The 26,363-nt window shown below is 66.9% G+C and carries 24 protein-coding genes; 11 read left to right on the top strand and 13 right to left on the bottom strand.

Features of this window, described 5'->3' with window-relative positions; translation table 11 throughout:
- Positions 1 to 150 precede the first annotated feature (150 nt).
- Both ROJ8625_RS01065 and ROJ8625_RS01060 read left to right on the top strand, forming a co-directional pair.
- Positions 151 to 1,047: a dihydrodipicolinate synthase family protein gene (locus ROJ8625_RS01065; protein ID WP_085790000.1), complete on the top strand. Its 897-nt coding sequence runs from the start codon at positions 151 to 153 to the stop codon at positions 1,045 to 1,047.
- A gap of 228 nt (positions 1,048 to 1,275) precedes the next feature.
- Complete coding sequence (locus ROJ8625_RS01060) at positions 1,276 to 1,953, top strand: peroxiredoxin-like family protein (protein WP_085789999.1); 678 nt, start codon at positions 1,276 to 1,278, stop codon at positions 1,951 to 1,953.
- Here ROJ8625_RS01060 and ROJ8625_RS01055 read toward each other — a convergent pair.
- Complete coding sequence (locus ROJ8625_RS01055) at positions 1,930 to 2,805, bottom strand: LysR family transcriptional regulator (protein WP_085789998.1); 876 nt, start codon at positions 2,803 to 2,805, stop codon at positions 1,930 to 1,932. The genes ROJ8625_RS01060 and ROJ8625_RS01055 overlap by 24 nt on opposite strands.
- Positions 2,806 to 3,096: 291 nt before the next feature.
- Between ROJ8625_RS01055 and ROJ8625_RS01050 the strand changes: the two genes are divergently transcribed.
- Both ROJ8625_RS01050 and ROJ8625_RS01045 read left to right on the top strand, forming a co-directional pair.
- Positions 3,097 to 4,359 carry a sensor histidine kinase gene (locus ROJ8625_RS01050; protein ID WP_085789997.1) on the top strand — a complete coding sequence of 421 codons (1,263 nt, stop codon included), beginning with the start codon at positions 3,097 to 3,099 and terminating at the stop codon, positions 4,357 to 4,359.
- Positions 4,360 to 4,756: 397 nt separating this feature from the next.
- Positions 4,757 to 5,035: a hypothetical protein gene (locus ROJ8625_RS01045; RefSeq protein WP_085789996.1), complete on the top strand. Its 279-nt coding sequence runs from the start codon at positions 4,757 to 4,759 to the stop codon at positions 5,033 to 5,035.
- A gap of 158 nt (positions 5,036 to 5,193) precedes the next feature.
- Here ROJ8625_RS01045 and ROJ8625_RS01040 read toward each other — a convergent pair whose 3' ends face one another.
- The 9 genes from ROJ8625_RS01040 to ROJ8625_RS01000 all read right to left on the bottom strand — a co-directional run bounded on the left by ROJ8625_RS01040 (position 5,194) and on the right by ROJ8625_RS01000 (position 13,928).
- The gene (locus tag ROJ8625_RS01040) at positions 5,194 to 5,721 is read right to left on the bottom strand and encodes a peptide-methionine (R)-S-oxide reductase (protein WP_159456684.1); all 528 of its coding nucleotides are present in this window, start codon (positions 5,719 to 5,721) and stop codon (positions 5,194 to 5,196) included.
- Between the two features lie 227 nt (positions 5,722 to 5,948).
- Positions 5,949 to 6,758 carry a hypothetical protein gene (locus tag ROJ8625_RS01035; RefSeq protein WP_085789995.1) on the bottom strand — a complete coding sequence of 270 codons (810 nt, stop codon included), beginning with the start codon at positions 6,756 to 6,758 and terminating at the stop codon, positions 5,949 to 5,951.
- An 11-nt stretch (positions 6,759 to 6,769) separates the two neighbouring features.
- Positions 6,770 to 8,743, bottom strand: coding sequence for a thiamine pyrophosphate-binding protein (locus ROJ8625_RS01030; RefSeq protein WP_085789994.1), 1,974 nt, complete (start codon positions 8,741 to 8,743; stop codon positions 6,770 to 6,772).
- Positions 8,733 to 9,017, bottom strand: a complete 285-nt coding sequence (locus tag ROJ8625_RS01025) for a hypothetical protein (protein ID WP_085789993.1) — start codon at positions 9,015 to 9,017, stop codon at positions 8,733 to 8,735. The genes ROJ8625_RS01030 and ROJ8625_RS01025 overlap by 11 nt, the downstream gene beginning before the upstream one ends.
- Positions 9,014 to 9,772, bottom strand: a complete 759-nt coding sequence (locus ROJ8625_RS01020; protein ID WP_200813262.1) for a hypothetical protein — start codon at positions 9,770 to 9,772, stop codon at positions 9,014 to 9,016. The genes ROJ8625_RS01025 and ROJ8625_RS01020 overlap by 4 nt, the downstream gene beginning before the upstream one ends.
- On the bottom strand, positions 9,769 to 10,821 hold the full coding sequence (locus ROJ8625_RS01015; RefSeq protein WP_085789992.1) for a Rieske 2Fe-2S domain-containing protein: 1,053 nt from the start codon (positions 10,819 to 10,821) through the stop codon (positions 9,769 to 9,771). The genes ROJ8625_RS01020 and ROJ8625_RS01015 overlap by 4 nt, the downstream gene beginning before the upstream one ends.
- Positions 10,818 to 11,180: a hypothetical protein gene (locus tag ROJ8625_RS01010; protein ID WP_085789991.1), complete on the bottom strand. Its 363-nt coding sequence runs from the start codon at positions 11,178 to 11,180 to the stop codon at positions 10,818 to 10,820. Before ROJ8625_RS01010 ends, ROJ8625_RS01015 begins: the two co-directional genes overlap by 4 nt.
- Positions 11,177 to 12,784 (bottom strand): glutamate synthase-related protein, encoded by a 1,608-nt coding sequence (locus ROJ8625_RS01005; protein WP_085789990.1) that lies wholly within the window; start codon positions 12,782 to 12,784, stop codon positions 11,177 to 11,179. The genes ROJ8625_RS01010 and ROJ8625_RS01005 overlap by 4 nt, the downstream gene beginning before the upstream one ends.
- 499 nt (positions 12,785 to 13,283) lie before the next feature.
- Positions 13,284 to 13,928 carry a TetR/AcrR family transcriptional regulator gene (locus ROJ8625_RS01000; RefSeq protein WP_085789989.1) on the bottom strand — a complete coding sequence of 215 codons (645 nt, stop codon included), beginning with the start codon at positions 13,926 to 13,928 and terminating at the stop codon, positions 13,284 to 13,286.
- 125 nt (positions 13,929 to 14,053) lie between these two features.
- Between ROJ8625_RS01000 and ROJ8625_RS00995 the strand changes: the two genes are divergently transcribed.
- The 6 genes from ROJ8625_RS00995 (at position 14,054) to ROJ8625_RS00970 (ending at position 20,839) form a co-directional block, all read left to right on the top strand.
- Complete coding sequence (locus ROJ8625_RS00995) at positions 14,054 to 14,887, top strand: FAD binding domain-containing protein (protein WP_085789988.1); 834 nt, start codon at positions 14,054 to 14,056, stop codon at positions 14,885 to 14,887.
- The gene (locus tag ROJ8625_RS00990; protein WP_085789987.1) at positions 14,884 to 15,384 is read left to right on the top strand and encodes a (2Fe-2S)-binding protein; all 501 of its coding nucleotides are present in this window, start codon (positions 14,884 to 14,886) and stop codon (positions 15,382 to 15,384) included. The genes ROJ8625_RS00995 and ROJ8625_RS00990 overlap by 4 nt, the downstream gene beginning before the upstream one ends.
- Complete coding sequence (locus ROJ8625_RS00985) at positions 15,381 to 17,762, top strand: xanthine dehydrogenase family protein molybdopterin-binding subunit (RefSeq protein WP_085789986.1); 2,382 nt, start codon at positions 15,381 to 15,383, stop codon at positions 17,760 to 17,762. The genes ROJ8625_RS00990 and ROJ8625_RS00985 overlap by 4 nt, the downstream gene beginning before the upstream one ends.
- 59 nt (positions 17,763 to 17,821) lie before the next feature.
- Positions 17,822 to 18,874: a C4-dicarboxylate TRAP transporter substrate-binding protein gene (locus ROJ8625_RS00980; protein ID WP_085789985.1), complete on the top strand. Its 1,053-nt coding sequence runs from the start codon at positions 17,822 to 17,824 to the stop codon at positions 18,872 to 18,874.
- A 73-nt stretch (positions 18,875 to 18,947) separates the two neighbouring features.
- Entirely contained in the window at positions 18,948 to 19,514 is a 567-nt protein-coding gene (locus ROJ8625_RS00975) for a TRAP transporter small permease subunit (RefSeq protein WP_085789984.1), read from the top strand.
- On the top strand, positions 19,511 to 20,839 hold the full coding sequence (locus tag ROJ8625_RS00970) for a TRAP transporter large permease (RefSeq protein WP_085789983.1): 1,329 nt from the start codon (positions 19,511 to 19,513) through the stop codon (positions 20,837 to 20,839). The genes ROJ8625_RS00975 and ROJ8625_RS00970 overlap by 4 nt, the downstream gene beginning before the upstream one ends.
- Positions 20,840 to 20,871: 32 nt before the next feature.
- Here the strand turns inward: ROJ8625_RS00970 and ROJ8625_RS00965 are convergent, their stop codons facing one another.
- The 3 genes from ROJ8625_RS00965 to ROJ8625_RS00955 all read right to left on the bottom strand — a co-directional run bounded on the left by ROJ8625_RS00965 (position 20,872) and on the right by ROJ8625_RS00955 (position 24,475).
- Positions 20,872 to 22,272 carry an O-antigen ligase domain-containing protein gene (locus tag ROJ8625_RS00965; RefSeq protein WP_234984125.1) on the bottom strand — a complete coding sequence of 467 codons (1,401 nt, stop codon included), beginning with the start codon at positions 22,270 to 22,272 and terminating at the stop codon, positions 20,872 to 20,874.
- Complete coding sequence (locus ROJ8625_RS00960; RefSeq protein ID WP_085789982.1) at positions 22,269 to 23,753, bottom strand: GumC family protein; 1,485 nt, start codon at positions 23,751 to 23,753, stop codon at positions 22,269 to 22,271. Before ROJ8625_RS00960 ends, ROJ8625_RS00965 begins: the two co-directional genes overlap by 4 nt.
- Positions 23,754 to 23,863: 110 nt before the next feature.
- Positions 23,864 to 24,475, bottom strand: coding sequence for a response regulator transcription factor (locus ROJ8625_RS00955; protein ID WP_085789981.1), 612 nt, complete (start codon positions 24,473 to 24,475; stop codon positions 23,864 to 23,866).
- Positions 24,476 to 24,844: 369 nt separating this feature from the next.
- Here ROJ8625_RS00955 and ROJ8625_RS00950 point away from each other — a divergent pair, with 369 nt between their 5' ends.
- On the top strand, positions 24,845 to 26,260 hold the full coding sequence (locus ROJ8625_RS00950; RefSeq protein WP_085789980.1) for a WecB/TagA/CpsF family glycosyltransferase: 1,416 nt from the start codon (positions 24,845 to 24,847) through the stop codon (positions 26,258 to 26,260).
- Positions 26,261 to 26,363 lie beyond the last annotated feature (103 nt).

The following is a 26,363-nucleotide window of genomic DNA, read 5'->3' as shown; positions in this document are numbered from 1 at the left end:
TAGGAGAGGATAAGACATGCCGTAAGGCTGACGATACGTGATGTTCGCGCCGCGTTCCGAAGGCTCCGGACGGTGCGCCCATGAAGGCACGGCATTTCGGTGCGTCGATCTCCGTCGCGCTGCGGTACAGGACCAGCAGAGGAGATCGATATGACGCTGTTCACCGGCCTTTCCGCGTTTCCGCTGACGCCTGTCGATGACGCCGGGCGGCTGGTACCGGACCTCCTGCAGCGGTTCCTCGACCGCATTGTAGGCGCCGGGGCGGACTCCATCGGGCTTCTGGGAAGCACCGGCGCGTATGCCTACCTCTCGCCGGAAGCGCGCAAACGCACGCTGCGCGCGGCGGTGGAGGTCGTGGCGGGGCGGACGCCGCTCGTCGTGGGTGTCGGCGCTCTCACGACAGCCGAGGCAGAGAGCCTTGCCCGCGATGCCAGAGAGGGTGGGGCGGACGGTCTCTTGCTCGCGCCGATGTCGTATCAGCCGCTGTCGGACGAAGAGGTCTTCCGCCATTTCGAAGCGGTCGCCGGGGCAGGGGGCCTGCCGCTTTGCATTTACAACAATCCGACCACGACGAAATTCACGTTCGGGACTGACCTGATCGCGCGGCTCTCCGAGGTCCCGAACATCGCGGCGGTCAAGATGCCGCTGCCGGCGGACGGCGACTTTACGGGCGAGGTGCTCAGGTTGCGCGGCATCACGCCCAAAGGGTTCGCCGTCGGCTATAGCGGCGACTGGGGCGCGAAGGAGGCGCTTTTCGCGGGCGGCGCCTGCTGGTTCAGCGTTGTGGCCGGCCTCCTGCCGGGGCCCGCCGTCGCCTTGACGCGTGCGGTGCAGTCTGGGGACATCGACACCGCCGAGCGGCTCGATCGCGCGTTTGGTCCTGTATGGTCGCTCTTTCGCGAGTTCGGGAGCTTTCGCGTCATGTTCTCGATAGCTGAAATCCTGGGGTTGGGCAGTCTTCGCCCGCCCCGACCGATCCTCCCGCTTGCGGAGCGTGACCTGGATCGGGTGGCTCAAGCTCTCGATCGACTGCTCGACGAGGCCTGACGGGTCACGAAGACCGTTTCGGTTGGGGGCAGGGCGAGACAGGCGCAGGCTTCGCGTCACTCGCGGGGCGCATCGCCGCGCCCGGACGGCTATGGCTGCGCCCGGTCCGATCGCCACGCTGCATTGGCCGAACCGATCGCGATCATTGCGAGCCGCTATTTCAGCCCGTCGGCCGCGCGAGATACAGTGAAGCTGGGCAGTCGACACGATCATGCAAAGGCGAGACGGATGTTGGGCAAACTCAAGGACAGGCTCGCCGCGCTGAACGCCGAACGTGGACCCGAGTCCCACGCCTATCAGGACCACCTCATCGCCTTTCTCGAACGGATCGCGCAGGAGGACCGGCGCCTGAGAATCGGCGACATGGCGCAGGATTTCGCTCTGCCGCACCAGGATGGCCGAATTGTCCGGTTGTCTGAACTGCTGGCGCAGGGGCCGCAGATACTCGTCTTCGTCAGGGGAGACTGGTGCCCGTATTGCGCCGCTCAAGTCGCCGCGCTCTCGGATGCAGCGGCGGATTTCGCCGCCGCCGGAATTGGCCTCGCGATCGTTTCGCCGGAGATCGGCGGCCGCGCGCGGAAGTTGGCGGCGCGACACGATGTGCCGTTCCCCGTGCTCTGCGACGTCGGCATGGGCGTGACGCTGTCCTACGGCCTGCTGTTCGCCGTGCCCGAGGACACGCGGGCGTTCCTGACATCCCGCGGCATCGACCTTGGCGAAAGGTCGGGCACCGGCGCGTGGTTCCTGCCGCTGACCGAGAGCTACGGGATCGACATGGACGGAACGATCGTGGCCCAGTTCGGCGGGATCGATCCCCGCGAGCGACCAGAGCCCTCGGAAATGCTGACCGAGATGCGTGATGCGCTGGCAAGGCGCGCGTCGTCAGGCGACGGACAGCGCGCGTAGGAGCCGCGTGAAAGAAAGCGCGGTCGAGGACAGCGGCCGGCCGCGTGCCTCGGCAATGCCGATAGTTCGGCTCAGCGACACGTCGTCCAGCGGTCGCGCAACGAGGCCGGGCAGGACCGGCTCCTGCTGGCCGATCAGGGTCAGGCCCATGCCTGCGAGGCACAGGATCTGCGCATCGGCCGAGCGGTTGGCGCGATGTCGCGGGGTCCATTCGGCCGACATGCTCTGCAATCGGGTTTGGAGCGCTTCGTGAACAGGCGAACCGTCCAGCGTGATCCACGGGCGCCCCACGATATCGGCAGAGCGCAAGCGGTTGCTCTCGGTCAGCGGATCGTCGGCGAGCATGAGGACCGAAAGCGCTTCGCGGTAGATCGGGTGAAAGCGCAAGCGGTCGGCCGAGATCGCGGTCTCGTCCACGAGTGCAAGGTGAAGCACGCCATCGACGAGCCGCTGGACCAGATCGCCATCGGATCCTCCTTCGACGTGCAATTCCAGCCCTTCGGCGGCATTCCCCGTCTCGCGCAGCGGAGCGATCAGAAGTGCCTTCCGCACCACGTCCGAGACACCGAAGTTGAGCGGCACACGCTCCCCATGCGCGATCTCGGAAGCGAGCCGCGAGGCGGCGGTCGAGCTTTCGTAGACCTGCGCCAGGAAAGGCAGGAGCATCTCGCCGAGCTGGGTCAGGTGCGTGTTGCCGCGCTCGCGATGGACAAGCGGCCCGCCCATTTCGTCCTCGAGCTTCTTGATCGAGAGCGTGAGCGTCGGTTGAGTGACGTCGCACATCTCGGCGGCGCGGGTGAAATTGCGCGTCTCGCTCAGGGCAAGAAAGTATCTGACTTGCCGAAGTTCCATGTTCGCTCGTCCAGGGCCACGATGCGGTCGAGCGCAGGATACGCAGCGCCGCAAGGTCCCGGCAAGGTTGGCCGCACCGCGATCGCCTGAGGCAGCGCGCACCTCTGCCAACGTGCCGCAATATATGCCGTTTCGGCGACGGGTGCGGCGTGGCCGGCGGGACCCGGATCATCCGCGGCCGGCAGCTGGGACCGGCGGCATTGGCAATACCGATCAAATCCATACGCGCCGCTGGCTTGTTCGGAAGACGACGCGCGAGGATGCTTTCCCCGGGTCTTGACGGAGCAAGCGATGCTACACTTCCTCGACTGTACGGATGCCACCGAACCGCCTGTAACCCGTGTCGAACTCCCGGGTGAGACGCGCGCGACGGAGCTTCAGACCCTGAGGCGGCTCTCGACGGCTCTGCGCCACGTGATGGCTCCGGATCTCGTCTTCGTTGCCGGCGCCTTCGACGAGGAGACGCGCCAGATCATCGCGCGACTGGCGTTCGCGGATGGCGCCCAGGACGACCCTTTCGTGTACGATTTTGACACGTCGCCGTGCCAACTCGTACATCCTGCTGGCACCGTGATCATCCCTTGCGACCTCGCCCGGCTGTTTCCCGAAGAAGACGGGTTCGAAGCCTATATCGGTGCGCCCATCGTCGTGTCCGGTCGAATGGACGGGCACATCGCCGTGATGTCGCGCCAACCCTGCCGGGATCCCGAAAGCGCACGCGCCATCGTCGAACTTGCGGCCGAGCGGATCGCAATCGAACGGCAGGCCGAAGGCACCGAGACCGAGCGCGACGAGCTCTTTCGTGCGCTGCACGCCTCGGACGACCATCTGCGCCATCGCTATTGTGCGCTGCGCGAGGTCAACGAGTTCAAGACGCGGCTCCTTGGCATGATCGCGCACGATCTGCGCAACCCGCTCTCGGCGATCATGATCCAGCTCGAACTGATCGATACGTTGGTCGATCGCCTTCCGGGCAACACCGAAAAACTCAGGGGCCGTTGCGCCGGCGTCTTGGAACAGGCCGAACGCATGGCGGCGATCATTTCGGCGACGCTCGATCGTGTCCGCAACGAAACCGGTGCGCTGACGCTGGAACGTCGCCCGTCCGATCTGGGCGGCCTCGCGAAGATCGCTCTCGACCTGAATGCAGAGGCCGCGCGACGAAAAACGATCGCGCTGCGCCACGATCTGACAGAGATCGTCACGGCAAGTATCGATCCGGACCTTGTGCTGCAGGCGATAGACAACCTCGTCAGCAACGCCGTCAAATACACCCATCCGGGCGGGCGCGTGACGGTTTCGGTGTCGTGCGATGCCGAGAGCGCCGAAATCATGGTCGCCGATACCGGGCAGGGGTTGGAGCAGGGCGATCTCAAGCGGATCTTCCGTCGGTTCCAGACGCTGTCCGCGCGTCCGACGGCCGGCGAGCCGTCACTCGGTCTTGGGCTCGCGAACGTCAAGGAGATCGTCGCGGCGCATGGCGGTCGCGTCTTTGCCGCGAGCGAGGGTCGCAACCGTGGCGCCTGCTTCCGGATCCGAATTCCCCTTTCCTGATACGCTTCCGCACAAGGCCGCGAAGTGAGACCGGACCCGTCCAGGGCCCGCGGATCGGCTCGTGTCGACGGGATATACGTCGCTTCGTGCGGCGCGCTGTAATACAGATGCCGGGGCCGCGATGAAATTCGGCGAAGACGAGAGCCGAAAGCGTCTGCAACTCTCTCTTTGTTCTGTACGTTGCGATATCCGGGGCGATTGTTTCACGAATTCATTGTCGGCCTGACCGGAACGTGATTTCGCGGGGCGGGTCCGTGAACGAGTGGAGAATTTATTGCAGTAGTATTCCTGACCGGCTTGTTCATGGAATGTGTGCGGCGATTGAGGGAGACTGTTCATGCGGAGAATGAGCGGTGTAGCTTCTCCGGGAAACGCCACCTATTGAAGGAACTCAGTAATGACGAATATCGCAAAGATCCTTTCGGCTTGCGGCCTCGCAATTGTCATGGCGACGCCCGTTGCCGCACAAATGGATGTCTCCTCGATCACCTGCGCGGAATTCCAGGACATGGACCAAGCGGGGCAGCTCGAAGCGGCAACCGCATTGGTCGAGCGCCTGGGCTCGCGCCAGAATCCGGACTCCGCGCGCGTGCGCCTGAACAACATTTGCGGCAGCAACGAGGCCGCCACCACGATCCTGACCGCCGCGACCGCCGGCATGACGATGGACGACTGACGGCCGGTTCCGTCTATCCAGAACCAACGGAATGATCGGTCGCGCCCCACGGCGCGACCTTTCTTGTTGAGGATGTCGGTATTCTCGTATTTATACGAGCGCCTTGTGGTTGGTCTGGCCGGGCAAAAGGGTCCGCGCGACACGCAAGAAGGGCGTCCTCAGATTTCCTGCAACGTCAACGCGATCCCGTTGATGCAGTGCACGATCCCGCCCTCGAGGTAGAGAATGTGCCCGAGGTGACAGCCACAGCGGCGACACTGGACTTCGATGAGTTCCTTTCCCTCTTCCTCCATGCCCGAACCGCCGTAGGCGGTGGGGCTGACCCTGTCGATGCTCATCAGAACCGATCTCGGCTCCGCATGGTGGAAAAAGACCCAGCCCTTATCGAGGGGCCGGCGCTGTTTCTCGTCATAGACCTTGAGATCACAGCCAGCGCACGAATATGTCGCGGCACCGTATCGATCCCAGAGTTCCGATGAGCGTGCCCATTCCGTTCCGACCTCGCGCATGACGTAATACCGCTCGTCGCCGAGAAATCTCCGCCATTCGGCGTCGGAGCGGGTGATTTCAAAAATGAAGTCCTCATTGGTCAGCGCCGCGGTGTCATCCGCTCGTGATTTGGTCGTTGCAACGGAGGCAAGGGCGGCGCCGATTGCGGCGCGGCGTGTCATGTCGTATCCGGGCATCGCGACTCTCCTGTTCATACCAGCGCCGACGAAATGAAGCGTCGGCGATTGGGACTAGAGTAGGGTCGATTGGATTTCCGCGCATTACACGGATCTGCGATGCTCCGACTCGTGAGGTATGTAACACGTTCTCTGCGCTTCGGACCGATCCATATTTCTCTAAATATCGACGAATGACGACTCAGTGCGAATTCCCTCCAACACCTGCGGCGGGGGCACATCGCGTCTCATGCGCCAAGGAGTTCGCGCGCAATGGCGACGCTTCGCTCCAGGAATTCCTCGCTTGCCGAATGGATCTCGGACATGGCCGTGAGATCCGAGGCAGACGCCACCAACCCGACAAAGGATCCGCGGTGCCATCGTCCCGGCGGGATCGCCTCGGGCAACAGATGCACCGGAGGCCGCGGCCAAGGGGTCACGTAGAAATAAGGTTGATCCTGCGCCGCATCTCCGGGCGACAGGCCGATGCCGATACCGCGCGCCTCTTCGGGATCGCCGTCCTCGAGTGCGACATAGCTGGCAATGTCGAAATGATGGGGCCAGCAGCGCACGGGACTTGGCCCTGGCACCGCGTCGATCCGTTTCGCGACGCGGTGCAGTGCCGTATCGGCAAGATCGAACCATTCCGCCAATGCGATTAGCCCGGGATCGTCCTCGAAACCGTGAAGGTGGGCCACCGCCGTCGGCAGGTCGTACGTTACAGCCGTGGACCGCGCCGAGCGCAGACCGACATCGGCAAGCCGATCGTCGAGCCAAGCGAGCGCGTCGGACGCGGTCCGGCGGTCAAGCGCAAGCTCCGCGTCGCCGATCCGAAGCGTCAGGGGAGACATCCGAAGGCCGACCGTTACCTCGCGGCGGCCGAGCGGCTGCGTCGCCAGGGCCATGTCCGCGCGATCCCAAGCAAGGTTGGTATGCGCATCGCCGGCTTGCGCGGCGAGGTTCGCGACCGCGGCGCGATAGAGCAACTGGACCGCCGCGTGCGCCTGTGTCCGCGCCGTGGCGAGGCGGGTTGGAGGGGTCGGCGCGATCTTTGCCATCCACCGCGTCCTCAAACCAACTCGGGGTCGGTCATGATCTCGACAAGGGCGGGGCCCGGCACGGCGATGGCCTCCGCCAGCGCCGCCTCCACATCCAGGCCTTTGGTTACCTTGGATCCTTGCGCACCGCAGAGCCGCGCGAAGGCCGCAAACGACGGATTGACGAGGGAGGTTTCCCACACCGGCCATTCGCCGGAGCGCTGCTCCTTGGAAATCTTGCCGAGCTCCGCGTTGTGCAGAAGGACGTGGGTTATATCCATCCGGTACTTCACGGCCGTCGTCAGTTCCATCGCGTATTGTCCGAAACCACCGTCGCCGGAGATCGAGATGACCTTGCGCCCGGCGAAGTCCTCGATGTCCTGGGTTGCCGCCCACGCACCCATGGCGGCCGGGAGCGCGAAGCCGATCGAGCCGAGATACCCGGACATCAGCACCCGCTGGCCGCGCGTCTCGAAATAGCGGCCGAAGGAATACGTGTTGTTGCCGACATCGACCGCGATCAGGGCGTCGGGCGGCGCGACCCGTGCAAGCGCCTCGAATACCGCGACCGAATGCACACCGGTACCGCGCTCTTCCGACAGGCGCCGCTGCTTTTCCTCGCGCCACATCGACCAGCGTGTGGCGAGGTCAGCGATCTGGTCGTCGGCATCGGGATGGCATGTCACACGGGGGGCGACCGCGTCGCAGAACGCGCCGATCTCGCCCCAGATCGGCAAAGTGACAGGGTGGAACTTGCCAAGCTGCATACGCTCGAAATCGACCTGGATCGTCGGCTTGCCCCGGTCGATACCCGTGTGGTTCGAGAAGGACGCGCCAAGGACGATCTGGAGGTCGCACTCGTTCATGAACCAGCTTGCGATCGGCGTACCCGATCGCCCGAGCACGCCCCCGGCATTCGGGTGATCGTCGGGAATGAGGCCCTTGCCCTTGAACGTCGTGAGCACAGGCGCGCCGAGCGTTTCGGCCAGCGCGATGATCCGGTCGCGCGCCTCCCACGCACCGTGGCCCATGACGATGACCGGACGGCGCGCGCCGCCGATGAGCTGCAGTGCGGCGCCGATGTCGGCATCCGATGGCTTGACCACGGCGCCGCCAACCCGGCCCGCGGGCGGCAGCGCCGGCGCCTCCGACGGCTGCGTTTGCACGTCGTCGGGAAAAATTAGGTGCGCGACGTCCCGTTCGATCAGAGCCGTCTTGATGGCGAGCGCGGCCAGTTTGGGGTGGTTCGAGGTCGAGAGCACGGGCTGCGAGAACCGGCTCACCGCCTCGAACGCGGAGCCCAGGTCAATGTCCTGGAACGCTCCGGGTCCGAAGACCTGCGTCTGAACCTGACCCGTCAACGCCAGCACCGGCGCGCGATCGACCTTGGCGTCCCAGAGCCCGGTCAGAAGGTTCGTGGCGCCGGGGCCCGCGATGGTCAGGCACGCGGCAGGCCGGCCGGCGAGCTTGCCGTAGGCGGAGGCCGCAAAGGCGGCCGCCCCCTCGTGGCGAATTCCGACATAAGCCATCTCGCCATCCGCGGTGCGGCGGCGGATCGCGTCCGCAAGTCCGAGGTTGGAATGCCCCACCATGCCGAAGACGCGCTTGATCCCCCACGCCACCATGGTCTCGGCTATTGCGTCGGTCACGGTGCGGGCGCGGGGCGGATCGGGCGTGAGGCCGACAAAGACTTCCCCACCCTCGACCTTTACGGGGTAGGTGGTCTGCCCGGCATCCGCGTGCCCGCCCGGCGGGGCGCCGGTGATCGGGTCGAAGTCCCAGCCGTGCCAGGGGCAGCGGATCCAGCACTTGCCCTCGACGCCGCGCTCGATCGTGCCTTCGCCGAGCGGTCCGCCCTGGTGCGGGCAGTGGTTGTCCATCGCGGCCCACCGCCCGTCAAAATGTGACAGGCAAAGGTAGCGGGTGCGCGCCGACACCGTCTTGACCCGTCCCTCAGGGAGATCGGCAGCGCCGACGCTGACCCAGTCGAGCGCTTCATCCTTCATGGCTGTCGTCCTCCGGTACGGGCGGCCAGAGCCGCGATATCAGCGCTTCGAGCACGGTGAGCATGAGGACGCCGCCGACGAGCCAGATGATCAGCTCGTAGGGTGCGAGCGGCGTGCCGCGCAGCCACCGGGCGGTCAGGCCGCCTTGCGCGGGCAACGCCTCGATCCCGAAAAGCCCGCCGGACCAGAGGCGGAGTGTCCAGAAGCGGCTGACGTAGAAGATGCAGGCTCCGGCAAGGAGGGTCAGTGTCGTTGCGGGCAGGTGGCGGATCATGGCGTGCGCTCCAGCGTCGCCGTGTCGATGTCGAGAACGAGCAGGTCGCCGTGGCGCACGATCTGGCCCTTGAGCGCGACGTATTCCGCGACCCAGTCGTAGAGCTCGGGCGGCATCGGGTCCTCGGGTGTGCCGGCGATCAAAAGGAATGTCTCCCCCTCGATCGGCCGGGTCGATATGAAGACCGGTGGCAGCCCGTTGAGGATGCAGAGACTGGCGCAGGCCTTGTGCGCTATGCCGGTCCCGGGCCGCATGGCGCCGGCGGCGCATTTGCCGTCGCAGATCTCTCCGGCCAGTTCCCAGCGGCCGAGATCCTCGGGCTCGGGAGCCATGGGCGCGTCGCCGTCCGCGGGGCCGAGGCCGGCCTCGCCGCAAACGAGCTGCATCATGTCGAGATCTCCCCGTGTGAGAAGGATGCCCGAGGCATTGGCCAGCCGGCCCTCGAGCGCGCGGGCGCGGAGCAGAGCGCCGTTCTTGCCCTGGCCGGACAGCATGAGCGTACGGCCCGCCTCGATGTGCTCGGAGCCCTTGGTGACGTGCAGGATCGGCGTCGGCGTGAGCGCGACGATGCCGGTGACGGTCTGCCGGCCGTAGTCGAACCTGAAGGTGCCGGGACCGGGATCGTCCTTGGCCCGCGCGATGACGGTGGCCAGAAGTCCTCCGCCAATCAGCAGCGACACCGCCAGCGCAAGCGTCATGAACCGCAGACCGCGCGGCAGGCCGAGGTACCCGACGAAGAACGGACGCTCGCTCATGTCGTCCGCCCCCTGTGCACGGGGACGGGGCGTTGCGGCGTGCCGGGGGGATCCGCGTCGGGGCTCACCAGCAGTCTGCCGCCCTCGAGCCGTAGCGCGTAAGTCGGCACCTTTTCGGTGAACGGCGCGGGCGATCGCCCTGTGCGCACATCGTACTGGAAGCCGTGCCATGGGCAGGTCACGAGGCAATCGATGATGCGACCCTCGCCGAGGGGGCCGTTCTGGTGGGCGCAGGCGTTCGATATGGCCGAGAGCGCGCCCTCGTGCCGAAAGACCGCGACCCGATCGCCGGAGGCCAGCGTCACGATGCGCGCACGGCCTTCCGGGATCGTTGCCGGATCGCCCGCATCGACCCAGCCGGCGGTTCTCGGTTTCGCCGCGTCCCGTCCAGACAGCGCCGCGCCGAGGTGCAGGCCGACGACCAAGAGCGCGCCGACATGGACCACCCAGGCGAACGTCGTGTTCTCCTGATCGAGCAGGGCGCCCCAGGCCACATGCGCGACAACGGCGGCGTAGGCCGGATAGATCAGGTAGTGCAGACCCTTCCAGACCGGCGGGGTGAGGAACTTCATCCAGAAGTCGTGGCTGGTCGCGGCGAGGATCAGCAGCGACAGGAGCGCGAAGATTCCGAACGCCTCGAACGGAAACCCGGCCACGCCGTTCGTGAAGCTCGTGTTGGCGAACAGGAGGGCTTCGTATTTGCCCGCGGGCGAGAACGCGAAATACCAGTCGAGCACGAAGGAAAAATGCGTCAGCGCCACTGCGGCGGTCACGACCCCGAAATGCCGCCTGTTGTAGAGAAGCGGGAGGAAGCGGGTGTCGAGCCGGGCGAGGGGGCCGATGCACAGGATCCCCGTCAGCATGACGAACGCGCAGGCGCCGAAGGCCCGCGCGTTGCGGATCGCGCCGGAGACATCGCGCTCGTGTCCTAGGTCCTCCGGGGTCACACGCAGAAACGCCCAGAGAAACACACCGACGCTGGCAAGAAGCGCCGCGTCGTAGCCCCATTTGAAGCGGTTCCACTGGACCGGGATGTAGCGGACGCTCACGACCCGGCCTCCGTGATCCGCCGCGGAGCGATATTGTCGGGCCAGTCCTGACGCGCGCCATAGGACAGGACCAGCGCGGCCATGATCAGCGCCGACATCGCGGCGGCGGCGGAGGCGTGGGCCGAAGGCGGACGGTAGCGCGGCAGCCACCGGTCGCCCTTCTCCAGCCGCCACCATCTCCAGAGGACCAAGGGCCAGATCAGAAGCAAGCCGGGTACCAGGAGCACGCGAAAGACGAACGCGCCCCGGGCGTCCGGGTCGATCCGGCCAATCCCGATCGACAGGAACAGCGCCGCGACCGCAGCCCCGATCCAGAGCCAGGCTCTCGCGAGGTCCAGTATCGCGGCCGCGGTGCTCATCGGACGCCGCCGTAGGCGACGCCCGACAACTCGGCCATGTCGCGCTTCCACGTGGTCAGGTCATCCGCGTTGAACTTCGAAACGTGATCATGACCGCAGGCCCGTGCCATGACCTGCATCAGATCGGTCGCGGCCGAGAAGAAGTTGGCGAGGCGCCGGGCGGAGGCCTCGACGACCAACCGGCTGACGAGGTGCGGTTTCTGTGTGGCGATCCCGACAGGGCAGTTGTTGGTGTGGCACGCGCGCATTGCAATGCACCCGATCGCCTGCATCGCGGCGTTCGACACCGCGACGGCATCCGCGCCGAGCGCGAGGGCCTTGATGAAGTCGGCCGGCGTCCGGAGCCCGCCGGTGATCACCAGGCTGACGTCCGGCGCCGCGCGATCGAGGTGGCGCCGCGCGCGGGCGAGGGCCGGGATGGTCGGGACCGATATGTTGTCGCGAAAGAGCGTTGGCGCCGCGCCGGTGCCGCCACCGCGTCCGTCCAGTATGATGTAGTCGACACCGACCTCCAGCGCCGCATCGATGTCCTTCTCGACATGCTGGGCAGAAAGCTTGTAGCCGACCGGGATCCCGCCGGTCCGGTCGCGCACTTCGTCGGCAAAGTCGCGGATCTGGGCGGGCTCGGTCCAGTCGGGAAAGCGTGCGGGGCTGATCGCCGGCTGTCCTTCCGGGATGCCGCGCACCTCGGCAATCCGGCCGGTGTTCTTGGCCCCCGGGAGGTGGCCGCCCGTGCCCGTCTTGGCGCTTTGGCCCCCCTTGAAGTGAAAGGCTTGGACGAGGTCGAGCTTGTCCCACGAAAAGCCGAAGCGAGCGCTCGCCAATTCGTAGAAGTAGCGCGCGTTGGCGGCCTGCTCTTCGGGGAGCATCCCGCCTTCGCCGGAACAGATGCCTGTCCCGGCAAGCTCCGCCCCGCGGGCGAGCGCGATCTTGGCGGGCTGGGACAGCGCGCCGAAGGACATGTCGGACACCAGAAGCGGGATCTCGAGCCTGAGCGGTTTTTGCGCCGTCGGGCCGATGACGACGTCGGTGCCGACGGGATGATCGTCGAGGAGCGGCGCGCGATGCAGCTGAGCGGTCAGGATCTGCAGATCGTCCCATGAGGGCAGGCGGTCGCGCGGCACGCCCATCGCATCGATGATGCCGTGGTGGCCGGTCGATGCCAGCCCGTCGCGCGCGTATGTGTGGGTGAGGGCGGCATGCGGTTCCTCCGCGGTACCGTGCGAGGTATCGGCGTAGAGGCCGAGATAGGCCTCACGGTCGAACGGCTGCGGGTTGGCCTCCGCCCAGGCGGCGATTTCGGCGCTGTCGACCAGTACATGGTCGCCCTCGATCCGACTGGTGAATTTCGGCAGGGCCTCGTCGTTGGCGTATTCAGACACCCCGGTGTCGAGCCGGTAATCCCAGTCGTGAACCCCGCAGATGAGGTTGCGCCCCCGCACGAACCCGTCGGACATAAGTGCACCGCGATGCAAACACTGGCCGTAAAACACTGACACGTCCTCGTCCCAGCGCACCACCACGAGGTCGACCTCTCCCACAAGTGCATAGTGCGGCTGCCGATCCGCCAACGCGCTGAACGATGCGACCGAGACCATGTTCATCGGCCGATCGCCTCGAGATGGTCGAACCGCGCCCGGCTCCCGACGGGGGTGACATTCGCGCCCGGTGCCGGGACGACGGACCGCAACGCTTCGGTCCAGGCCGCGCGTCTGGGCGCGCGCGGTCCGGGGTGGTCCAAACCGAGTGTACCTGCCGAGTGCTCGACCACGCCGCGTTCCTTCCCGAGACACAGATGCTTCGAGAGCATTTGACGGCAGGTTTTCGGGTTCTGGCAACGCGCCCCGCGGCCGGATCACGCGATTGGGGTCCATTGAAACGTTTTGCCGCTCGAACCGCGTCGAACGCGGTCGAGATCGCCGCTTGGGCGGCCGCGGCACATGCCGAGTGTTTCGTCACCTCGCAATGGCGTGACGCACCGGTCCGGGCGATCGGAATATCCTTGGCGGCGGAGGTCGCAAAGACCTGCCGACTCGGCCGGGTGGGACCGTCACCGCGGATGATACGCGGTCACGGCCCTCCGCCGTCCGCGCCGGCGGGCGCTCAATCGTCCCGCTCGATCCCGAAGAACTGAAGGTACTTGTCGATGGCCCGAGCGATCTCGTCGTCGGGGCTCTCCGGCGCCGGCATCCGGTAGATGTGTTGACGGATGCCGATGTAGACGATTCCGCCGTGCAGGTTCCAGACATCCTCCATCGTCGGGCGGACGTCCGTCCGCGCGAGCGCTTCGGTCTCGGACAAGAGCGGGCGAAGGATGACGTCGCCGAGATGCTTGAGATAGCGGTGGTTCAGCGATGCCCCGGCAAGACCAGAAAACATGAAGATCCGCATCCAGTCGCGCTCGAAGATCAGCGCGCTGTATTCGCTGTAGAACGCCATCAGCCGGTCGCGCAGCGGCACGTTGCGATCGGTCAGACGTTCGGGCCAGTCCGGCGAGAGCCGACCGATATAGACCTTCTCGTAGACCGCCTCGATCAGGTCGTCCTTCGTCGCGAAGTAGTTGAACAGCAGCGATTGCGTGACGCCGAGGCGCTTCGCCAGCTCGCGGGTCTTTCCGTCTAGCCCGACCTCGGCGAAGAAGCGCACCGCCTCGTCGACGATCTGCTGACGCCGCTCGGCCGGGGGAAGGCGGCGGCGGATCGTGCCGCAGTCGCTTTCGGACGCGGTCTTGTCGGTCGGTCCGTCCATGAAACTCCCGCAGCTCCCCGGCCCAAAGAATCTTCTTGCATCGACTCGAGTTAAAAGATCATCTGCTCAACAGGATTGATCAAGCGCTTAATAAGGCGCGGGTCAAAGGAGGAAGGGAGGACGCCATGAAGGCATCGGCGGGCGGTTACGCCCGGGCTGAAAACGTGCGCCACGCGCTCGACCTCTTGGCGGCCTCGGGCGGCCAGGGTCGCCTTCTCGCAGGTGGCCAGAGCCTCGTTGCAGCGATGAACATGCGGCTGTCTGCCGGCGATCTGCTCGTCGACATCTCGCGGCTAAGCGAGCTGTCCGGGGTCACCGAACAGGGCGGCACGCTGCACATCGGCGCACTGACGCGCCATGTCGAAATCGGCTCCGATCCTTTGGTGAAGACACACGCGCCCGTCCTGGCCGCGGCGGTCGCGCACATCGCGCACGCGGCGATCCGGAACCGCGGGACGATCGGCGGGGCCCTGGCCCACGCCGACCCGGCCGCCGAGTTCCCGGCTTGCGCGCTCGCGCTCGGGGCCGAGATGCACGCGGAGGGGCCGGACGGCACGCGCACGATCCCGGCCGAGGACTTCTTCGAGGAGGTGTTCACCACCGCACTCGATGAGAGCGAGATCCTCACCGCGATTTCCGTGCCCGTGGCCGAGGACGGCGAAAAGCAGGTCCTCGAGGAAGTCGCGCGCCGCTCTGGCGACTACGCTTTGGCGGGTCTGTGCCTCGTCAAGCGTGCCGCCGGCCACCGCATCGCGCTGTTCTCGGTCGGGCCGAAGCCGATTCTTGCGACGGGCGCGATGACCGCGCTCGACGACGGCGATCTGGACGGTGCGGTCGCGGCGCTCGCGGCCGAGATCGACCCGCCGTCCGACACGCAGGCCAGCGCCGCCTACCGCCGCCACCTGGCCGGTGTGCTTCTGCGCCGCGCCGTGGCCCGGCTGAAAGGAGACAATCAATGACCGGACACTTCCGCGACAAGGTCGACGTGTCGCTGACCGTCAACGGCGAGCCGGTCGAGGCCCGCGTGCCTGCCGGTCAGCACATGATCGACTTCCTCCGGCTCGAGCTCGGCCTGACGGGCGCGCATGCAAGCTGCGAACACGGGGTCTGCGGCGCCTGCACCATCCGCGTCGACGATCAGTCCGTGCGCGGATGCCTGATGCTGGCGGCGCAGGCCGACGGCGCCGAGGTGTGGACGGTCGAGGGCCTGACCGACACCGGCGCGATGACCGACCTGCAGGATGCCTTCGTCGCGCGCAACGCACTGCAATGCGGGTTCTGCACGCCCGGGATGCTGGTCGCGGCCGAAGAACTCCTGTCGCAGTCCGGCACTCCCAGCCGCGCGGAGATCCGTGAGCACCTCTCGGGCAATTACTGCCGCTGCACGGGCTACGAGGCGATCATCGACGCGGTCGAAGGCGTGGCGCAGGCGCGCGCCGGAAAGGGGGCGGCATGACCATCCCGTTCAACAACCCGGACCGGCCGAACTCGTATATCGGCAAGACCGTCCCGCGCCCGAACGCGACCAAGCTCGTGCAGGGGCGGGGGCGCTACGTCGACGACATCGTGCTGCCGCGGATGCTGCATGTCTGCTTCGCGCGCTCTCCGGTGGCGCATGCCCGGATCGGCGAGATCGATCTGTCCGAGGCGAAGGCGGTGAAGGGCGTGATACGGATCTTCACCGGGAAGGACCTCGCCGAGGTCTGCACGCCCTGGGTCGCCGTGCTCGCCCATCTCAAGGGCCTGAAATCGCCGCCCGAATATCCGCTGGCCGTGGATCGCGCCTGCTGGGTGGGCGAGCCGGTCGTCGCGGTCGTCGCGACCACTCGGGCGGCGGCCGAGGAGGCCGCGGCGCTGGTCGCCGTCGATTACGAGGATCTGCCCGCCGTCACCGACACGATGACCGCGCTCGACACCGACACGCCGGTCATCCATCCGGATCTGGGCGACAACCTCGCCTTCCGCCGCCTGCACGAAGAGGGCGACGTCGATGCGGCGCTTGAGAGCGCGCACAAGGTCGTCTCCGCCCGCTTTCGCACCGCCCGGCATACCGGCGTGACGCTCGAGCCGCGCTCCATCCTCGTGGACTGGAACCCGGCCGAGGGGCAGATGACGGCCTACCACGCCACGCAGGCGCCGCACATGATGCAGACGGTCTTTGCCGAGCATCTGGACATTCCCGAAAGCCGGGTGCGCGTGGTCTGCGGAGATGTCGGGGGGTCCTACGGGATCAAGGTCCATGTTTATCCAGACGAGGTGGCGACCGCTGCCATCGCCAAGGTCATGGGCCGACCGATCAAGTTCATCGCCGACCGGCTGGAGAGCTATACCACCGACATACACGCCCGCGATCACGAGATCGAAGCGAAGATCGCGGTCTCCGAGGAGGGCAAGATCCTCGCCATCGACGTGGACGACTGGACCGGGATCGGGCCGTACTCGGTCTATCCGCGCACCTCGGCCATCGAGGGCAACCAGGTCGTGAACCTGTGCGGCGGTCCCTACGACTTCGCCAACTACCGCGCGCAGACGACGGTCGTTTTCCAGAACAAGACGCCGACCTGCCAATACCGCGCGGTGGGCCATCCCATCGCGGTCGCCATCACCGAGGGGTTGGTCGACATGGCGGCCGGTGCGATCGGCATGGACCCGGTCGAGATCCGGCGGCGCAACATGTACGCCGACGACGCCTACCCGGTGACGTCCCCGGCCAAGATGCGCTTCGAGGGGCTGTCGCATCACGCGTCGATGGACAGGCTCGTCGAGATGATGGACTACGACGCGCTGCGCGCCGACCAGGAGGAGGCGCGAAAGCAGGGCAAATACCGTGGCATCGGCATCGCGAGCTTCATCGAACTGACGAATCCCTCGCCCTTCATGTACGGCATCGGCGGGGCGCGCATCTCGGCGCAGGACGGCTGCACAGTGCGCATGGATCCCGACGGCTCGGTCGTCGCGCTGTCGGGCGTGACCGAACAGGGACAGGGCACCGAGGCGATGCTGAGCCAGGTCGTGGCCGAAGGGGTCGGCGTCGATCCCGGCCAGGTGCGCATCATCACCGGCGATACGCAGGTCACGCCCTACGGAGGCGGCACCTGGGCGTCGCGCGGTGCCGGGATCGGCGGCGAGGCGGCGCTGCAGGCGGCGCGCGCCTTGCGGGACTCGATCCTCGAGGTCGCGGCGGCGATGCTGCAGGCCGACAAGGGCAAGCTCGACATCCGCGCCGGTCAGGTCGTCGATGCCGACACCGGCGAGGATCGCATGCCGCTCGAGGAATTGGGTCGCATCGTGTATTTCCGCGGCGATACCCTGCCCAAGGACCTGCCGCGCGAGCTGGTGCAGACCCGGCACTTCATCACGATGGAGTATCCGTTCGCCTTCACCAACGGTGTGCAGGCCAGTTACCTCGAGGTCGACGTGGACACCGGCGTGGTGACGCTGCTCAAGCACTGGTGCGTCGAGGATTGCGGTCGGGTCATCAACCCGCAGCTGGTCGACGAACAGATCCGCGGCGGCATCGTTCAGGGGCTCGGCGGCGCTCTCTACGAAGAGATCCACTACGACGAGGACGGGCAGCTTCTGAACGGCTCGATGGCCGACTACCTCGTGCCGATGGCCGCAGAGATGCCCGACATGCAGATCGGACACGTGGAAACGCCGACGGGCGAAAGCGAACTGGGCGCGAAGGGCGCGGGCGAAGCCGGCACCGCAGGTGCCCCCGCCGCCGTGATGAACGCGATCAACGACGCGCTGCGACCCCTCGGGGCGCAAGTGACCGAGATGCCGTTCACCCCGGAGCGGATCCTTCGCGCGCTCGGAAAACTGGACGACTGAACCGCAAGGGCGCCAAGGGGAGCGGCGCTCGATCACAGGAACCAAAAGGGAGGAAAGCAATGAAACTCACAGCCTTCACGGCGGCCGCGGCCGTCCTTTGCGGCGGCGCTGCGGTCGCGCAGCAGCAGATCACCGTAAACATCGGCTCGTCGCACCCCGAACAGAATATCTGGGTCTACGCGATGAAGAACACCTTCCAGCCCGAGGTGAACCGTATCCTCGAGGAAGGCGGCAACGAGTACCAGGTGAACTGGGTCGAGAGCTATGCCGGCACGCTCTACAAGTTCACCGACACCCGCGAGGCGGTGATGGACGGCATTGTCGATGTCGGCATGGTCGGCACGGTCTGGGAAGGGGCGAACATGCCGCTTCAGAACGTGACCTACTTCACGCCGTTCGCCACCGAAGATCACCGCATGATCATCGAGATCTTCGACGACCTGTCCGAGAACCTGCCGGAGCTGAAGAACAGCTGGGCCGAAAACGGCATGGTGCACCTGTCGTCGCTGATCACGGACAGCTACGACATCTACGCGACCTTTCCGGTCTCTTCGATGGAAGACCTCCAGAACCGCAAGCTGAATGCGCCGGGCACCTCGGCCAACTGGCTGCGCGAGACCGGTGCGACGCCGGTCGACGGGGCACTGACCACCTATTACACCAACATCCAGACCGGCGTGACCGAGGGCACGCTGTCCTTCGCGTCGGGCATCCTGCCGACCCGTGTCTACGAGGTCGCGCCGGAACTCACCCGCGTCGGCATCGGCTCCATGTATTTCGGCGGGATTGCCGCCAACCAGAGCTTCTTCGAAGGGCTGCCGGCGCCTGTCCAGAACGCGATGCGCGAGGCCGCGCAGGCGACCTCGATCGCGCACGGCGACTACGTGGCGGACCTTGCCGCGCGCGCCATCGACGAGATGCAGGAGGCCGGGCTGACCATCCACGAGCTGCCCGAGGAGGAAAAGGAGGCTTGGGTGAACGGCCTTCCGAACATCGTCGAGCCGTGGCTGGAACAGACCGGCGAAGCCGGCGAGGTCGTGCTCAAGGCCTATTTCGACGCGCTGCGCGAACGCGGTGCGGAGCCGCTGCGGGCCTGGGACGAAGGCCTCTGAGGCAATACAGATCGACACGCGACCGCCCGGCAGCGATGCCGGGCGGCGCATCACGTAAGGACAGGGCAGGGGCATGAGCGACGAAGACTCCGGCGAATTCGAAGAAGACCGGTTCGTCCCGGCGTTTTCGGAGGCGCCGGTGGGCGCGATCCTCGGCAGCGCGGCAGCCGCGCTTTCGGCCGTCGGCACGATCGCCATCGGCGCGCTGATGCTGCTCATCGTGGCCGACGTGATCGGGCGCAACTTTCTCGATGCGCCTGTCACCGGGGTGTCCGAGATCGCCGCGCGGTCTGTCGTCGCCATCGTGTTCCTTCAGGTTCCCGCCGCGATCTTGCAGCGCCGCCTGACCCGGGCGGATTTCCTCGTCCGCCGGATCGAGACGGCGTCGCCCGCCGCGGTCTCGGCGATCGAGGCGGTCTTCTCGGTCGTGGGCGCCATCGTTTTCGCCCTGATCCTCTGGGCGTCGTGGCCCAAGCTGCCCGAAAGCTGGGCGACCGCCGAGTTCTTCGGCGTGCAGGGCGTCTGGACGATCCCGACCTGGCCGTTCCGGGGCATCACGGTGCTGGGATGCGCTCTGGCCGTCATGGCGGCGCTTTACCGAACGACCGACGAAATCCGAACGATCCGGAGCCTGCCATGACCACGCTCGCCTTCGGTTTCGTTCTGATCGGGGTGCTGATCGCCCTGGTCCTCCTGGGGATGCAGATCGCCTACGCGCTCTTCGGTGTGGCCTTCGTCGGAATCTGGATGATCCGCGACAACATCGACCTTGCGTTCCGGATGCTCGAACTCACCGCCTATTCGGGGATCGCGGATTACCTCTTTGCCACCATACCGTTGTTCGTGCTCATGGGGCTGCTGGTCAGCGTGTCGAATGTCGGCCGTGACACGTTCGAGGTGGCCGAGGATCTTCTGCGCCGCATGATCTGCGGGCTGGGGGTGGCGACTGTCGCGGCGAACACGATCTTCGCGGCGGTCACCGGCGTCTCGATCGCGTCGGCGGCCGTTTTCACCCGCGTGGCGGTGCCGGAGATGAAGCGGCATGGATACCGCCCGTCGTTCTCGGCCGGGACTGTGGCGGGCTCTTCGGTTCTAGGCATGCTGATCCCGCCGAGCCTTCTGCTCATCATCTACGGGGTGCTGGCCGAGGTCAGTATCGGCGGGATGTTCATTGCCGGCATCATTCCCGGCCTCATGCTCGCCGGCGGCTTCGTCGCCATGCTCATCAGCGTCACGATCCTGTTTCCGGGCTTCGTGCTCGAGGATCCGGAGGGCACGCGCCAGCGCCGGCTCGACCGGGCACAGGAGTCGATGCCGCTCAACGTGATGGTGTCGAAGCTCATTCCCATCATTCTGCTCGTGATCCTCGTGCTCGGCGGCCTTTATACCGGCTTCTTCACGCCGACGGAGGCGGGCGGGGTCGGCGCATTCGGCGCGCTCGTCGTGGCGCTGTCGCGGCGCAGCCTCAATCGCAAGAAGCTCTGGCAGGTGATGAAGCAGACCGGCGTGATCTCGGTTTCGATCCTGCTGCTGCTGGTCGCAGCGTCGTTCTATTCCCGGATGCTCGCCATCGCCGGCCTGCCCAACGCGATTGCGGGACTGGTCACCGAGTCGGGGTTCGGACCGCTCGGGTTCCTGTTCTTCTATGCGCTGATCATCCTGCTGATGGGCATGATCCTCGACAGCACATCCATCCTGCTGATCATGGTACCCATTGCCGCGCCCATCGCGCAGGGGATGGGCATCGACCTCATGCATTTCGGCATCGTCACGGTAATCGCTGTGGAGATCGGGTTGCTGACTCCCCCGTTCGGCATATCCGTTTTCACGGTCCACAACACGTTGAACGACCCGAGCGTGTCGGTCGAACAGATCTTCGGTGCGACGCTGCCGTTCATCGCCGTGATGCTCGCGGTGCTCGTGATCGTCGCCCTGGTGCCGTCGACGGTTACACTGTTCCTCTAGGCTGCTCTTGCCTTGGCTCTTGCCCCGCGGGTTCAAGGTATCGGGCACCCGGGTTTGGCCGCGATCCGCAGCGAGCCCTTGCTGCACTCCGTGTCCGCGGTTTCCTGCACCGGCCAGGCCTCGACGCGAGGAGCGTCCGGACCGTCCGAGCCATGGATCGGTCGCTGCGCGAGTTCGGCGGCATGGAGTCCCAGCACCATCAGGCCTGGCCAGAGCATGTAGGCCTCGATCTCGATGTTCTCGCCGAACGACAGCAGGACGAGGGTCATCATGACGCTGAGCGGCAGCCGCCCTCTGGGTCCGCGTGCGGCGTCGGACAGGGCCAGGGCGGTTTGCCAGAGCATCGGCACCAGAAGGGCGAGGAGCCCCACCAGACCCTTCACGAACAAGAGGCCCCACCATGTGTGATGGCTGCCGATGGGCATGTATTCGACAACGTGCGCGCCCGGGTGGACCGTCCCGTGACCGAACCAGAACGCCTCGTTCTCCCAGCGTTCGCCGGCAATGCGCTGCAGCGTCGCGCGGACGCGCGTGCTGTCGGCCCGCGCACCCTTGAAGGCCGCGACACCGTCCCGCAGCGCCTGCACGAGCGCGGGCCCGAACATCGCCAGCGAGGCGGTCACCGCGGCAAGCGCCTGCCACGCCCAAACGCGCAGGACGAGCGGCATCAGCCGAGGGCCGGCGGTGCAGGCCACGAGTCCGACGAGGCCCATGCGCGATTTCGACAGCAGGATCAGGGCGAGGCCGGCAGCGATGCCGATGGTCCGCCAGCGCATGTTGCGCTCTTCCAGCGCGAAACAGACCTGCAGCACGCCCAGCAGTGCGGCGAACGGTGACCATGGGGCATAGAACTGCCAGCGTGGCGTCCAGCTCGCCGGATCCCAGGTGAACAGGAAGACCGAGAAGTACTCCGGCCCGGGCCCGCCGATCGCCTTGAGCGGCGAGGTGAAGATGCGCTCGGGCAGCCCGACATAGGGCGCGGCAACGAGGATCGGCAGCAACGCGAGCGTCCACAGTCCGATCACGCATTGCCCGCGCACGAGAATTTCGCGCCTGACCGGCAGCACGGCACCGGCGAGCGGGAAGAGCGCCAGCAGCGCCCACCCCTTGGCCCAGCCGATCGAGGACTTGATCGTCTGCTTGAGCCCGAGGCCCCAGTCGACATGCCCCGCCCACAGCGCCACGAGCATCACCGCCATGCCGAGTATCCAGATCCAGACGACATCCGGAACCGGTCCGCGGGCGCGCAGGTCCGGACGGATCGCGGGCCCGAGGTAGAGCGAGAGCACCGCCAGTCCGCCGAGCACCCAGGCGAGGACCGGCCCGACCACGTAGAGCGCGCCGACGAAGTAGAACGGCCAGGTCCAGCGCAGGGTCCGGAACACCAGCGCCTCTGCCGGGTTCTCGGGCCGGATGTCGCTTGCGGGTGTCATTCGGCGGGCACCAGTCCGGGAGCGGACGCGCCGTGCGGTGCGCCGGGCTCTGCCAGCAGGCGGTTGATCAGCGGGCGGCGCAGCCAGCCGAGGAAGAGGCCCATCAACAGAAACAGCGTCGCGGCGACGCCGGCCGCGAGCGCGAGCTTTCTCTTCGGCGACGAGGGCTCGGTCGGGAGCGAGGGATCCTCGAGCACCTGCACGAGCGGGTAGGAGGCGTAGAGATCGGTCTTGCTGGTCTGCGTCCGGGCCATCGCCGAGGCGAACACCGCCTCGGCGACCGAGAAGTCGCGCTGCAGATCCTCGAGCCGCGCCGCCGGTTCGATCAGATCGATCTTGCGCGCCTCGGCCGTCTCCAGCCGGGCCGACAGCGCGGCCAACTCGGCGGACAGGCCAGCGCGTTCGGCCTCGAGCGACACCAGATCGCTCAGGAGATCCGCGCGGCTGCCGACATGGCTGAGGTCGAGCGCGTCGAGCGCGTTGTGCGGCAGACCGGTCAGGGCTTCTGCCCGCGCGAGCGCTTGCGTTCGGGCGGCCTCGTGACCGGCCCGCGCCGCGCGAACCTCGGGGTGGTTCGCGCCGTAGCGGCCCTCCGCCTGCGACAGCGCCGCCGCCTGCACGGACCGCTCCTCGTTGAGCGCCGCGAACTCGGTATCGGCATGCAGGCGCAGCGCGGCCGCGGCCAGCGTCGCGTCCGACCCGAGCGCGCGTTCGAGCGCAGCCACGGATTCCGTCTTTTCGTCCAGAGTCGCGGTGAGGTCGCGCACGCGCTGGGCCAGGATCTCGGTTTCGGCGACGAGATCCGTGTATTGCCCGGCCGAGATGAGCCCGGTCTCGCGCTGAAGGCGCGAAATCTCGTCCCGCGTCGCGAGAACGGACTGGCGGTATTCCTCTATCGCGTCGCGGCCGCTGTCCTCGCGCAGTGTGACCTCGTCGGTGCGCAGGGCGTCGATTTCGGTGAAGAACGCGTCGAGCAGAGCCGCGCCGCGTGCCCGAGCATCCTCCGCGGACGCCCCGGTCACCGACACGTGGATCAGGCCGGTCTGGTCCACGAGCTCGACCCGCGGCTGGCCGAAATCGCGCGCGCGCAGTCCGACGGTTTCGGCGGCGGCATCGACGATGCGTCCTGCGCCGAGAAGCCGCTTGTAGGTCTCGGTCGGGCTCACCGCGTTGCTGGCGAACGGCGAGTTTGCAAAGGACGAGGCCTGACCGATCCGGTCGAGGTTGACCGAGGCCGAGGCGCCGGAGCCGGGAAGGATCAGCGACGTGCTGGAGGTGAACCGCAGCGGCGCGGTCTGCAGGTAGCTGGTGATCGGTCCCCAGATGCATGCGGCGCCGAGGGCGAAGAGCCCGACATAGCGCGGCAAGCGTCCGAGATCGCGCGGGCGCCCGCCACGCAGCACGCGGGTCAGCGACAGCTGCCGAAAGGGCAGCCGTACGAGCAGGGGAAGGCGAAACGGGATCGAACGGGGGCTGGGCATCTGGCAAGTCTCCTTGCCTGTCGCTCTAGCCCGATCGGATCGTCGATGCGCGTGCGGGGCGGGATAGCGGCCGGAGCCGCGGGATAGCGCGAACTATCCGGAGGGATAGGTCAGAACAGGCCCTCGTCCCGCGCGATCATCGCCGCCTGGGTCCGGTTCGACACGCCGATCTTGCGGTAGAGCGTCTTCATGTGAAGCTTGACCGTCGGTTCGCGGATATCGAGATCGCGGGCGATTTCCTTGTTCGACTTGCCCTCGGTCAGACCGCGCAGCACCTCGAACTCGCGCTGCGAGAGTTTCTCCGCGAGAGGATGCTGGGCGACCGGCGTGGGCGCGCGCAGGAACTCGAGCGGGGCGTATTGCTCGCCCATCGCCATGAACCGCACGGCGTTGATCAGCGACTTCGCCGAAAGCGTTTTCGGCAGGAAGCCCGCGGCGCCGGACGCCAGGGTCTGCTGCGCCACGTCCTGATCCGCCGTGCCGGATATGATCGCGACGCGGTGGTCGCCCGGCATCGCCATCATGCGCGCGAGCCCGTCGAGCCCCTGCATCCCGGGCATGGAGAAATCGAGCAGCACCAGGTCGAAGGCACTTTCCGATACGAGCCGTTCGGCCTCGGTGTAGTCGGCGGCCGTCTCGGTTTCGATCCCGCCCTCGCTGGTCAGGAACATGTCGAGCGTTTCCCGCAGCAGGTCGTGGTCGTCGGCGATCAGGATCCGCATGTCCAAAGGCCTCTTCGAGAGCGTCGGCCGGACCGCGCGGGGCGGCTGGCTCGCCGTGGTTCCGAACTCGATATCCATCGCCTAACTCCTGAACAAGACACAACTACGGCGGGTGAGGGTCACAGGCCCGCGACGTGTCTTTTGCACCGTTAACCACGCATGAACAGGGCGCTGACGGTTAACCATGCTATCCGATCGGATAGCGGGTCTGATGCCTACGGTCCGGCGCCACTCCCCACGGCGCGCCGCGCTGCCTGAACGCGCTGGCCCGCTGTCCCGGCGGAGGCGCAGCCTCGCCCGACGCGCGCTTGAGAGGAAAGGCGCGTTCGCCGCAAGTCACTGGAAACGCAATCGAACGGGATCGTTTCCATGACCTTCGCCAGCCCTGCCCGCAGTTTTGCCACCTCGGCGCTTTCGGCCGTTCCGGCCGCCCAGCCCCCGGCGCCTGACGCTGATCTGGCGCATGTCAGCCTGTTCGGCCTCGACGTGGTCGACGCCCACCGTGGCGCCGTGATCGACGCTCTTCTCGCGCCTGGATGGCGCAGCCGCGTCGCCTTCCTGAATGCCCATTGCGGGAACATCATGGCACGCGACGCGCGATACGCCGATGCGCTTCACTCGGCCGATATGGTCCTGCCGGACGGCATCGGTGTGGAGCTGGCCGCGCGGATGTGCGGCACACGTTTCGCAGAGAACCTGAACGGCACCGATTTCGTGCCGGCCCTTCTGGCGGAGGCGGCCCGCTGCGGTCAGAGCGTGTTTCTTCTCGGTGGACGACCCGGCGTGGCCGAGGCAGCCGCGCGCACCCTCTGCCTCGGGTTCCCCGGCTTGCGCGTGGTCGGCACGCGCGACGGCTTCGATGGCGTGGCAAGCGCCCCGGCGGCGATCGCCGCGATCAACGCGGCGCGCCCCGACATCGTGCTGGTGGCGATGGGGGTGCCGGCGCAGGATGTCTGGCTGGCGCAATATGCCCGTCTCCTCGATGCGAGGGTCACTCTGGGCGTCGGCGCGCTTTTCGACTTTCTTGCCGGCCGGGTGCGGCGCGCGCCTGTCGCGATCCGGAAGGCACGCTGTGAATGGATCTGGCGCCTTGCGATGGAGCCGCGCCGGATGGCGGGCCGCTACCTTGTCGGCAACGCGACATTCCTCGCGCGCGCTGCGCGTCACGCGGCAGGCCGGATCGACCGTGTCGCGGCAGTTCGCCGGACGCTCGACATCGCGCTGGCCGGGACGGCGCTGTTGGCGCTGGCGCCGCTGCTCCTGCTCCTCCTCGCCGCGATCAAGATCGACAGCCGCGGGCCAGTGTTCTTTCGGCAGGTGCGGGTGGGCAAGGACGGCGCGCCGTTTACCATGCTGAAGTTCCGCTCCATGCACGTCGATGCCGAGGCGCGTCGCGCGGCGCTGCTCGCGCAAGCCGACCGGGCCGGCGTCTGCTTCAAGTCGCGCAACGATCCACGGGTCACGCGGGTCGGGCGCATCCTGCGCCGGTTCTCGATCGACGAGCTTCCGCAGATCATCAATGTGCTGCGCGGCGAGATGTCGGTCGTCGGGCCACGGCCCGCTCTGCCCGAAGAGGTCGCGGCCTACCCGGCGCGCGCGCTCGGGCGGCTGGCGGTCAAGCCCGGCCTCACCGGCATCTGGCAGGTCTCCGGCCGGGCGGAGATCGGGTTCGACAAGATGATCGACGTCGACCTGGCCTACGCACAGTCACGCTCGGTCCTGCTGGACCTCATCCTGATCGCGATGACGTTCCGTGCCGTCCTTGGCGGCCGCGGCGCCTACTGAGCCGCGCTTGATCGCGTGGTCGCCCACCTATCCCTTCGGATAGGTGGGCTCTGCCGATGTCCCGATGACCGTTCAAGCCGGGTTGTGGCATAAGCCCCGCACA

It is taken from the genome of Roseivivax jejudonensis (assembly GCF_900172265.1).
Classification (GTDB): Bacteria; Pseudomonadota; Alphaproteobacteria; order Rhodobacterales; family Rhodobacteraceae; genus Roseivivax; species Roseivivax jejudonensis.
Note: the sequence above shows the minus strand (reverse complement) of the source record. Positions and strands in the feature narration are given on the sequence as shown.

What these genes read in the sequence shown, in the direction of transcription:
- ROJ8625_RS01065 (WP_085790000.1), top strand. Translation starts at nt 151, where the DNA reads ATGACGCTGTTCACCGGCCTTTCCGCGTTTCCGCTGACGCCTGTCGAT.
- ROJ8625_RS01060 (WP_085789999.1), top strand. Translation starts at nt 1,276, where the DNA reads ATGTTGGGCAAACTCAAGGACAGGCTCGCCGCGCTGAACGCCGAACGT.
- ROJ8625_RS01055 (WP_085789998.1), bottom strand. Translation starts at nt 2,805, where the DNA reads ATGGAACTTCGGCAAGTCAGATACTTTCTTGCCCTGAGCGAGACGCGC.
- ROJ8625_RS01050 (WP_085789997.1), top strand. Translation starts at nt 3,097, where the DNA reads ATGCTACACTTCCTCGACTGTACGGATGCCACCGAACCGCCTGTAACC.
- ROJ8625_RS01045 (WP_085789996.1), top strand. Translation starts at nt 4,757, where the DNA reads ATGACGAATATCGCAAAGATCCTTTCGGCTTGCGGCCTCGCAATTGTC.
- ROJ8625_RS01040 (WP_159456684.1), bottom strand. Translation starts at nt 5,721, where the DNA reads ATGCCCGGATACGACATGACACGCCGCGCCGCAATCGGCGCCGCCCTT.
- ROJ8625_RS01035 (WP_085789995.1), bottom strand. Translation starts at nt 6,758, where the DNA reads ATGGCAAAGATCGCGCCGACCCCTCCAACCCGCCTCGCCACGGCGCGG.
- ROJ8625_RS01030 (WP_085789994.1), bottom strand. Translation starts at nt 8,743, where the DNA reads ATGAAGGATGAAGCGCTCGACTGGGTCAGCGTCGGCGCTGCCGATCTC.
- ROJ8625_RS01025 (WP_085789993.1), bottom strand. Translation starts at nt 9,017, where the DNA reads ATGATCCGCCACCTGCCCGCAACGACACTGACCCTCCTTGCCGGAGCC.
- ROJ8625_RS01020 (WP_200813262.1), bottom strand. Translation starts at nt 9,772, where the DNA reads ATGAGCGAGCGTCCGTTCTTCGTCGGGTACCTCGGCCTGCCGCGCGGT.
- ROJ8625_RS01010 (WP_085789991.1), bottom strand. Translation starts at nt 11,180, where the DNA reads ATGAGCACCGCGGCCGCGATACTGGACCTCGCGAGAGCCTGGCTCTGG.
- ROJ8625_RS01005 (WP_085789990.1), bottom strand. Translation starts at nt 12,784, where the DNA reads ATGAACATGGTCTCGGTCGCATCGTTCAGCGCGTTGGCGGATCGGCAG.
- ROJ8625_RS01000 (WP_085789989.1), bottom strand. Translation starts at nt 13,928, where the DNA reads ATGGACGGACCGACCGACAAGACCGCGTCCGAAAGCGACTGCGGCACG.
- ROJ8625_RS00995 (WP_085789988.1), top strand. Translation starts at nt 14,054, where the DNA reads ATGAAGGCATCGGCGGGCGGTTACGCCCGGGCTGAAAACGTGCGCCAC.
- ROJ8625_RS00990 (WP_085789987.1), top strand. Translation starts at nt 14,884, where the DNA reads ATGACCGGACACTTCCGCGACAAGGTCGACGTGTCGCTGACCGTCAAC.
- ROJ8625_RS00985 (WP_085789986.1), top strand. Translation starts at nt 15,381, where the DNA reads ATGACCATCCCGTTCAACAACCCGGACCGGCCGAACTCGTATATCGGC.
- ROJ8625_RS00980 (WP_085789985.1), top strand. Translation starts at nt 17,822, where the DNA reads ATGAAACTCACAGCCTTCACGGCGGCCGCGGCCGTCCTTTGCGGCGGC.
- ROJ8625_RS00975 (WP_085789984.1), top strand. Translation starts at nt 18,948, where the DNA reads ATGAGCGACGAAGACTCCGGCGAATTCGAAGAAGACCGGTTCGTCCCG.
- ROJ8625_RS00970 (WP_085789983.1), top strand. Translation starts at nt 19,511, where the DNA reads ATGACCACGCTCGCCTTCGGTTTCGTTCTGATCGGGGTGCTGATCGCC.
- ROJ8625_RS00965 (WP_234984125.1), bottom strand. Translation starts at nt 22,272, where the DNA reads ATGACACCCGCAAGCGACATCCGGCCCGAGAACCCGGCAGAGGCGCTG.
- ROJ8625_RS00960 (WP_085789982.1), bottom strand. Translation starts at nt 23,753, where the DNA reads ATGCCCAGCCCCCGTTCGATCCCGTTTCGCCTTCCCCTGCTCGTACGG.
- ROJ8625_RS00955 (WP_085789981.1), bottom strand. Translation starts at nt 24,475, where the DNA reads ATGCGGATCCTGATCGCCGACGACCACGACCTGCTGCGGGAAACGCTC.
- ROJ8625_RS00950 (WP_085789980.1), top strand. Translation starts at nt 24,845, where the DNA reads ATGACCTTCGCCAGCCCTGCCCGCAGTTTTGCCACCTCGGCGCTTTCG.